Consider the following 8487-nt stretch of genomic DNA (forward strand, 5'->3'; position numbering starts at 1 on the left):
CCCGCCGCCAGCAGCCCCACCGTCCACCTCATGAACCCGAGCCTCCCGACGCCGCCTTCTCCCGCTCCTTGTCCACGTTGATTTCGGTGACACCCTTGTTGTCGATGGACAGGAGGAACAGCTGCTTCACCGCCTCGCGCTTCTCGTTGAACGAAGTGCGGCCGGTGGCGCCGTCGAAGTCCTTCAGGCCGGACAGCGCGTCACGCATCTGTGCGCGCGTGCGAGGCCCGCCCTCCTTCTTCTCCACCAGTTGCCGCAGCATGCGCCCGGAGTCGTAGCCAATCGCCTCCAGGAGCCCCGGGTCCTTGCCCGTCTCCTGCTTGTAGGCCTCGCGGTACTTGCGCACGAAGGTGCGCGTCGCGGGCCGCTGCGAGTCCACGAAGAAGCCGTCCACGTACACCGAGCAGGTGACGAACTTGCCGCCGCGCTCAATCAGCTCCGGCAGGCCCGAGCGCCCCTTGGGGCTGCTCCACTGGTTGGCGCCGAAGAGCGTCACCGTCTTCAGCTCCTTCTTGCCCGTCGTCTTGCGGATGCGCTCCAAGTCCCTCGGCTCGCACGCGTTGGTGACGATGTCCTCCACCGCCAGCGCCGGGGCGACCAGGCTCACCCGCCGCCAGTCGTCCGGCATGAAGATGGCCTCGAAGTCGATGATGGGCTCCACGCCGCTCTTCACCTTCTCCAGCGCCTTGCGGCGACGGAAGGCGTCCAGGTGCTCCCCCTGCAAGTCGCGCACGCCCTCGACGTAGTCGCCGCGGTCCTCCAGGTAGTAGCGGCCCACCAGCTTCTTGGCCTCGGTGGTGAAGGTCGTCTGGTCATGCGAGTAGCGCTCCGCGCCCCGGACGACACCACCGCGCTCCAGCACCTGGTCCCAGAACGCGTCCGCCAGCTCCACGCCGTAAGGGATGTTCGGGTACAGGAGGGCGAACTTCTTGTAGCCCTTCACGTTGATGGCGTAGTCCGCGATGGCGTCCGCCTGCGCGGCGTTCGTCAGCATGTTGCGGAACACGTAGGGGCCCAGGTCCGTGACGCCCTCCTGGCGCGTCATGGTGAGCAGCGGAAGCTGGAGCTCCTCGGCCACCAGCGCCGCGCGCTTGGAGTCGTCACCCAGGAGCGGCCCCAGCACTGCAATCGCGCCGTCGTCGAAGGCGAGCTGCTCCATCGCCTGGCCCGTCTTGTTGACGTCGGCCTGCGTGTCCTTCACCACCAGCTCGATGTCGCTGCCCTCCAGGCCCAATTGGATGCCGCGCAGCACCGCCTCGCCGATGGGCTGGTAGCGGCCCGTCATGGGCAGGAGCACGCCCACCGTCTTCGGCTTCGCCTCCACGCGCCGAGTGGCCCGCGCGAGCAGCTCCCGGGCCTGGGGCGCGAAGGAGCTCTGCGGCGCCTCCGCGAGGAAGCGGTTGAGCGTCTCCTCCAGCCGCGTCCACTCGCGCAGGTGGTAGTAGACGCGCGCCAGCTTGAAGGTGAGCACGGGCCACGCCGGGTTGGTCGAAGGCAGTCCCTCCGCCACGCGGGCGATGTCCACGAAGTCCGCGCGGCCCTCCACCAGCGCCTCCACCCGGGCCACCGCGGCGTCACGCTCCTGCTGCGTCTTCGCCTGTCCCGCCTGCTCCACCGCCATCGTCAGCGACTGGCCGTACAGCCCCGCGCCCTCGGCCGCCCGGGCCGCGTCGCGCAACAGCTGCTCACGCTCGGCGCCCTCGGCGCGCTCGGCGAGGCTGGACAGCGTCTGGTACGCGTCCCGGTAGGCGCCCACCTCCATGGCGGACAGCGCCAGCTTGCGCTTGGCGTCCTCGGCCTGGTTGTAGAGGGGGTTCTCGAAGAGCAGCTCGTTGAAGGACTTGCGCGCGTTGACGTAGTCCTTCGACTCGAAGAAGAGGACGCCGGCCTGGTAGAGCGCGTCCTGGCCCGCCGTCGTCGCGGGGTACGCCTTGCGCACCGACAGGTAGGCCTCCGCGGCCTTCTTCTTGTCGGGCGCGGCCTGGGCCGTCTGCCTCGCCTGGGCGAGCGCCGCGTCCGCCGTCGCGTCCTTCTTCGCTTCGACGGTGGGCCGCTTGGGGAAGGGGTCTCCCGTGGGGACTTCCTCCCCCGTGTCTCCACCGGCGGGTGGGGTGCGTGAGGGTCGAGGACAGGCCGTCAGCAGCAGGGCCAGCGCGACGAGGAGCGAGCGGCGCAAGGTGGGCAGGACTTCCATGGCAGTGGGGTGCATAGCAGCGGCGATGCGCCTCCGTCGACAACGGAGCGGGGAGAAGATTCCTCGTGGAACCCCTCCCGCTGTGCACCCCTCGTGCCCGACCGTCCTCGCCCCTGGGACGTTGACTTCCTCACGTTGGCGCGGCGCCAGGGCCACGCCCATGCGGCCCCCAAGCCACGACAAGACACGGCCGCTCTGCCCTGCTCATGGGGCGAGCGGCCGGCCCTGACTCATGCGTGCCGCACGGCGTTGATCAGCCGAACAGCTCCTTCACCTTGGCGAAGAAGCTCTTGGACTGCGGATGGGACTCCTCGCCGGACAGCTCCGCGAGCTTCTCCAACAGCTCGCGCTGCTTGGAGGACAGCTCCGTGGGCGTCTCCACGACGACGCGCACGTGTTGGTCTCCCCGCTGCTGGCTGTGCAGGTGGGGGATGCCCTTGCTCTTGAGCCTGAACACCTTCCCGGACTGGGTGCCGGCGGGGATGGTCATCTTCACCTTCCCGTCGAGCGTGGGGACGTCGATCTTCGCGCCCAGCGCCGCGTGGGTGAAGGAGATGGGCACCTCGCAGAAGACCTCGTACTCCTCGCGCTGGAAGAGCGGGTGCTCCTTGACGATGACGGTGACGTAGAGGTCTCCCGGAGGACCGCCCCGGTCTCCCGGCTCGCCCATGCCCGTCAGCCGCACCCGTGTTCCGTTGTCCACGCCCGCGGGGATGGCGACCTCGATGACCTCTTCCGAGGGCGTCTTCCCGGAGCCCTTGCAGCGCGCGCAGGGGTCCGGCACCACCGCGCCCGTGCCGCCGCAGTCCCCGCAGGGACGCGACACCGCGAAGAAACCCTGGGTGTAGCGCAGCTCACCGCTGCCGCCGCACGTGCCGCACGCGCGAGGGCCCGCGCCGCTCTTGCTGCCGGAGCCGGTGCACGTCTCACACTTCTTCGGCCGGGGAATCGTCACCTTGGGACGGCTGCCGAACGCGGCCTCCTCGAAGGTGATCTCCAGGTTGTAGCGCAGGTCCGCGCCACGCGAACTGGTGCGGCGCCCACCTCCCCGGCCACCGCCGAAGATGTCGCCGAAAATCTCGCCGAAGATGTCGTTGATGTTGACGCCCTGGAACCCGCCGCCGGCGCCACCGAAGCCCTCGAACGGGTTGCCCGAGTGTCCGAAGCGGTCGTACTTCGCCCGCCGCTCGGGGTCGCTCAGCACCTCGTAGGCCTCCGAGGCTTCCTTGAACTTCTCCTCGGCCTCGTTGTTCCCCGGGTTGCGATCCGGGTGGTACTGGAGCGCCACCTTGCGGAACGCGCTCTTCAACTCCTGCGCGGAGACGGTCTTCTGGACGCCCAGGATCTCGTAGTAGTCGCGTTTCTGACTCGCCGCCGCTGCTGGCATTCGCTTCAACCCCTGGAATTTGCTGGACTTTTTAACGCCGCGTAAAACTCTGAGTCACTATAACGCAGCGAAACGCGCCAGCAATCCGAGGGGCAAAACCAAGGCCGCCCGGAGGCCATGGAGGCCACCGGGCGGCGGAAGAAGGCGGATCAGGTGAGGGCGGGTGGGCTAGACGGTCCACACGCGGTTGGCGGTGAGCTCCATCCGGGCCAACCTGCGTTTGAGCGCAGGGTCCACTGCTCCGGTGGAGGCCCACTTGGGCACCACGAAGTGCAGCTCCGCGTTGTAGAGCTTGGCGGCGCTGGCGAGCAGACTCCACCGGTTCTCCGCGGTCGGCTCGTCCACCATGGCTGGAGTGACAATCTCCAGGATGATGGGCGTGCGCGCCGAGTCGGACTGGCGGCAGGTGAAGTCGGGACGAGCGTCCTCGATGGTCCCCGACAGGATGGGCGGCGGCATGAATCCGGGGAGACGGGCTTTGATGTCCGTGTATCCGATGGTGCGGAAGTACTCGGCCATGAGCCACAGGAGCCGGCGACGCTCCTCGTCTTCAACCACCGGCTCGCAGCCCGGATTGAAAAGGACCTCTTTTTCGTTATTGGTGTCCATGGCTCCCCTGAACCTGTCCGCAGGGGCGAAGGGGGGCAACGGAACGGGCCTGCCTGCCGGTGACGGTTGGTGGGAAAGCAGCCGACGAAGCTCGACGTCTGGCATGCCTCTAGACTTGGACCTCTGACGACTCAGTGACAGAGTCCGCCGCCAAACAGTGGCTCCCCGTCCCTCCCCTCACGTTTACCGCCGGCTCCTCGGCTACCTGCGCCCCTACCGCCGACTGCTCGCGGCGGGTGTCTGCGCGTCACTCGTCGCCGCAGCGGCGACCTCCGCGTACGCGTGGGTCGTCGGGCCGCTCTTGCGCGCGGTGCTCACGGACCAGCCCGTCACCGTGGCCGGGGTGTCGCTGCCTGGCGAGGTGTTGTTGCGGCGATTGCCTCTGGTGGTGGTGGCGCTCGCGCTGGTGAAGGCCCTCGCCCAGTTCCTCCAGGGTGGCCTTATGCAGCGGCTGGGCCAGCGTGTGATGGCGGACCTGCGCGGTTTTCTCTACGGGCGACTGCTCGGCCAGCCGCCCGCGTTCTTCGAGCGGAGACACTCTGGCGAGCTCTTGTCGCGCTTCACGTCCGATGTGCCGCTCGTCGAGTTCTCGATAACGCAGGCGTTGTCATCGTACGTGAAGGATGGGCTGCAGGCGGTGGCGCTGCTGGCGACGTGCTTCCTCATCGACGCGAAGCTTTTCCTCTTCACGTTCATCGTGGTGCCGGTGACCGTGCTGCCCATCAATCGCTTCGCCCGCTCGCTGAAGAAGGTCGCCGCCCGCTCGCTGCAGAGCCTGGGCGCGCTGACGTCGCTGACGGCCGAGCAGCTCCAGAACCTGCCGGTGGTGCAGGCCTACGGCGGGCAGGCGCGCGCGCTCGAGTCCTTCGACGTCGAGGCGGACAAGTATCTGGGCGAGATGCGCCGCTCGCTGTTCCTGCGTGGCGCGGTGAGCCCCACGGTGGAGTTGCTCGGCATCGCCGGCGTGGCCATGGCGGTGGCGTGGGGCGCGCGCGCTGTGTCGGCGGACCCGGACCTCGCGGGACGGCTGTTGTCTTTTCTCGCAGCCGCGTTGCTGTTGTATCAGCCTGTCAAATCGCTGAGCGGCACGCTGTCCCAGGTGCTCACGGGCCTGGCGGCGGCGGAGCGGCTGTTCGCACTCGCCGACGAGCCGGCGCCGCCGGACACGGGTGACGCGGCGGGACCGCTGTCGCGGGCGTTGGTGCTGGAGGGCGTGAAGGCCACGTACCAGGACGGGCGCGAGGCGCTGCGGGGCGTGGACCTGGTGGTGCCCGCGGGCAAGCGCGTGGCGCTGGTGGGGCCGTCCGGCGCGGGGAAGACGACGCTGTTCTCCGTGCTGCTGGGCTTCCTGCCGTCGTCGGGAGGGCGGGTGCTGTGGGACGGCGCTCCGCTGGAGTCACTCAAGCCGTCGAGCGTGCGCGGCCAGGTGGCGTGGGTGCCGCAGGAGCCGGTGCTGTTCTCCGGGACGGTGCGGCACAACCTGCGACTGGGCCGGCCGGAGGCGACGGACGCGGAGCTGTGGGAAGCGCTCGCGCTGGCGCACGCGGAGGACTTCGTGCGCGCGCTGCCGGGAGGACTCGATGAGTCCGTGGGCGAGCGCGGGAGCCGGTTGTCGGGTGGGCAGCGGCAGCGGCTGGCGCTGGCGCGCGCGTTCCTGTGCAAGCCATCGGTGCTGCTGCTGGACGAGCCCACGAGCGCGCTGGATGCGGCGAGCGAGGCGGCGGTGGGCGCGGGGCTGGAGACGCTGATGCGCGGGCGCACGGTGCTGGTGATTGCGCATCGCCTGTCCACCGTGCGCGACGCGGATGTGATTGCCGTGGTGGAGGAGGGCCGCGTGGTGGAGTCCGGCACCCACGCGGAGCTGCTCGCGCTGCGGGGCCGCTACATGCGCCTTTTGGGTGAAGGCGCCGTCGCGGCGTAGTGGCGCTGGAGTCGAGGCGAGCCCATGCTCCGTCCGAGTGGAGGCGCCGTCGCGGCGTAGTGGCGCTGGAGTCGAGGCGAGCCCATGCTCCGTCCGAGTGGAGGCGCCGTCATCTCGCGACGGTCGAGGTCGAGCCGCCCCGTACGAGCAGCCCGACACGGAAGCATGCCGAGTGTCGCCCTCCCGGCCCCGGCGTCATGAGCACCATCCGCGCCCCGCGAAGCTGAACGGGAGACACCCACCCACCCGAGCCGCTTGCCTGCACCCGTGGGCTCTGCCAGCGTTCCCACCGTCTGATGCGTCACCGGGAGCCCCTGTCCCTCAACGCGTTGCTGCTCGCGCCCGCACTGGCCCTCGCGGCCGTGGCGTGTGTCGCCGTGTCCGCGCGGCACCTGGCGCTCGCCGCCGCGGCCACCGTCACCCTCGTCCTGGTCCCCATCGTCTTCCGATTGTGGACACGCACCTGGTACCGGGGCCTCGTCCTGCGCGGCGCCGGCGTCTTCATCATCGGCATGCACGTGCCGCTCCTGCTCGGCGGCGCCCTCGCCTACGGCCGCATCGGCTGCGCCGAGGGCGACTGCCCCGGGCTCTACCTGCTGGGTGTGCTCGTGTCCCCCATCGTCGGAGCCCTCTCCAGCGTCGTGTACTGGCTGGTCGGTCGTCCCCCAGTCTGAATTCCAAGAATTACCTGGAGAGACTACTCTCTCCTGGAATGCTTGTTACCCTGCGACTCCGTTTCGCGCCCGGGCTCTCCGTGGCTTCGTCCGTGCCTGTCACGGTGTTCTTGTGGTGCTTCACGCTCGCACCCCTGCTGCACGGTCCACAGGCCCTCGCGGGCACGGTGGATGCCGCGGGTCCGTTCGCCGCCGTGGTGGCGTTGGCCCTACTCGTGGAGTTGCCCCTGCTGTCGCTCGCCCTGGCCAGCATCGGCCTGGGGCGCCGTGTGCCGCTCGCCGTCATGCTGGGCATGGCCACCCTGCCGTGGATGGTGGGCCTCTTGGGCACTGAAGTCCTGGTGGGCCGGGCGATGTCCGGTCTGACTCGACTGTCCACCCACGACACCGCGCTGGACGTCGCGATGAGCACCGGCCACGCCATGGCGCCACGCCTCCTGGGGGCATGGACGAGCGCCGCGCTGCTATTGGGGCTGTCGGTGGGGCTCGCGCTGGCGTGCTTCGGCCCGTCGTGCGCGGAAGACGCGGGGGGACGCAGGAGGAGACGGGGGCTGCTGCTCGCCAGCGCGGTGACGGCGGCGCTGGCCTCGGTGGCGGCGGCGGGTGCGCTGGAGGCGCGACACTTCCTGGAGATGCTCACCGGCATGGGCCAGGTGCCCGAGTCGATGCGCGAGGAGTGGGTGGCGACAGGCATGGAAGCCGCCGCGCGGCTGCGCGAGGTGCGCTGGCTGTGCACGTCCCTGCTGGCCGTGCTGGGCATCATGCTGCTGGCGCGAGGCGCCACCCGCCGTGAGCCCTCCCGTCCCACGCCTCGCTGGGCGCCCCGGCTGGTGCCCGCGGCCGCCGTGACGGCGCTGCTGGTGATGGACGTGCACCCCGTGCGCTCCGTGGCCGAGAGCGCGCACATCACCCTCCCCCGGAACCGGGCCGCGGTGCCCACCACGCTGGACATGCTGCGGCTCCTGGGGCTCGACGTCGCTCCGGCTCAGAGCAGCCAGATGAGCAACAGGAGACCCACCACCACGCCCACGCCCAACACGGCGAGCATCATCAGGCCCTCGGAGCCGCGAGCCTCCGGCGGCACCACCTCCTGAGGGTGGGGCGCGCCGTAGACGTACAGCGGCGGCTCCACGGGCGCCGGAGTGGACATGGGCGCGGTCTCCAGCAACGGCAGCGTGGTCTCCAGCGACGGCAGCGTGGGCTCCGACGGGCGCGGTGCGTCTCGAGCGATGATGCCAGCGCCGGCCATCTCCAGGCCCTCGCGGGCCAGCGCCAGCACCCGCTGCATGTGCAGGATGTAGCGGTCCTGTCCGGTGTACGTCCCCATGGCCTGCGCGGCGCGCACCAGCCGGTGGGGGACGAGCTGCGGATCCGCCTTCACTTCCGCCGCCGCGGGCCTGGCGCGCGCGCCTTCGGAATCCACGCGGCCGGTGCGCACGCCCTCGCCGCTGGCCCACATGTAGTGGTCCTCCAGCAGCGTCAGCTCCTGCCGCCGCACCCGGCCGTCGGAGTCCACCTGCGACATCAGCTCCGCGCCGTCCATGCCCATGTGCCAGACGGTGCGCAGGCCATTCTCACCCGGAGGGCCCTCCACCGCGTGGACGCGGGAGAGCGCTTGCACCGCGGTCTTCAACGTCTCGGGTGAGGACTCGGCCATCAGGAATCGGAGACTAGGGGCGCCGCGTCTGAAACGGAAGGCGGC

Annotated in this window: 7 protein-coding genes; 3 read left to right on the forward strand and 4 right to left on the reverse strand. The window is 70.0% G+C overall.

The window, feature by feature from the left end:
- Positions 1–28 precede the first annotated feature (28 nt).
- The 3 genes from HUW62_RS43555 to HUW62_RS43565 all read right to left on the reverse strand — a co-directional run bounded on the left by HUW62_RS43555 (position 29) and on the right by HUW62_RS43565 (position 4190).
- The gene (locus HUW62_RS43555) at positions 29–2194 is read right to left on the reverse strand and encodes a penicillin-binding protein activator (RefSeq protein ID WP_176437802.1); all 2166 of its coding nucleotides are present in this window, start codon (positions 2192–2194) and stop codon (positions 29–31) included.
- 253 nt (positions 2195–2447) lie between these two features.
- Positions 2448–3581 (reverse strand): molecular chaperone DnaJ, encoded by a 1134-nt coding sequence (gene dnaJ, locus HUW62_RS43560; protein ID WP_163863251.1) that lies wholly within the window; start codon positions 3579–3581, stop codon positions 2448–2450.
- A 168-nt stretch (positions 3582–3749) separates the two neighbouring features.
- A complete protein-coding gene (locus HUW62_RS43565) occupies positions 3750–4190 on the reverse strand; it encodes a hypothetical protein (RefSeq protein ID WP_163863253.1) in 441 nt (146 codons plus the stop codon).
- A gap of 157 nt (positions 4191–4347) precedes the next feature.
- On the opposite strand from HUW62_RS43565, the gene HUW62_RS43570 reads away from it, so the two are divergent.
- From HUW62_RS43570 to HUW62_RS43580, 3 genes are all read left to right on the forward strand, one after another.
- The gene (locus HUW62_RS43570) at positions 4348–6111 is read left to right on the forward strand and encodes an ABC transporter ATP-binding protein (protein WP_176437803.1); all 1764 of its coding nucleotides are present in this window, start codon (positions 4348–4350) and stop codon (positions 6109–6111) included.
- Positions 6112–6407: 296 nt separating this feature from the next.
- On the forward strand, positions 6408–6785 hold the full coding sequence (locus HUW62_RS43575) for a hypothetical protein (protein ID WP_176437804.1): 378 nt from the start codon (positions 6408–6410) through the stop codon (positions 6783–6785).
- A gap of 92 nt (positions 6786–6877) precedes the next feature.
- The gene (locus HUW62_RS43580) at positions 6878–7879 is read left to right on the forward strand and encodes a hypothetical protein (protein ID WP_240356153.1); all 1002 of its coding nucleotides are present in this window, start codon (positions 6878–6880) and stop codon (positions 7877–7879) included.
- On the opposite strand, the gene HUW62_RS43585 is transcribed toward HUW62_RS43580, so the two are convergent.
- Positions 7771–8487 (reverse strand): hypothetical protein (locus HUW62_RS43585; protein ID WP_368670627.1); only part of this gene is annotated, 717 nt, incomplete at its 5' end. The two genes, HUW62_RS43580 and HUW62_RS43585, sit on opposite strands and share 109 nt — an antisense overlap.

Origin of the sequence: Myxococcus sp. AM011 (assembly GCF_013372595.1) — a bacterium.
Lineage (GTDB): Bacteria > Myxococcota > Myxococcia > Myxococcales > Myxococcaceae > Myxococcus > Myxococcus eversor.

Bases quoted from the DNA above. Each gene is read 5' to 3' on its own strand.
- HUW62_RS43555 (WP_176437802.1), bottom strand. From the start codon at position 2,194: ATGGAAGTCCTGCCCACCTTGCGCCGCTCGCTCCTCGTCGCGCTGGCC.
- dnaJ (WP_163863251.1), bottom strand. From the start codon at position 3,581: ATGCCAGCAGCGGCGGCGAGTCAGAAACGCGACTACTACGAGATCCTG.
- HUW62_RS43575 (WP_176437804.1), top strand. From the start codon at position 6,408: ATGCGTCACCGGGAGCCCCTGTCCCTCAACGCGTTGCTGCTCGCGCCC.
- HUW62_RS43565 (WP_163863253.1), bottom strand. From the start codon at position 4,190: ATGGACACCAATAACGAAAAAGAGGTCCTTTTCAATCCGGGCTGCGAG.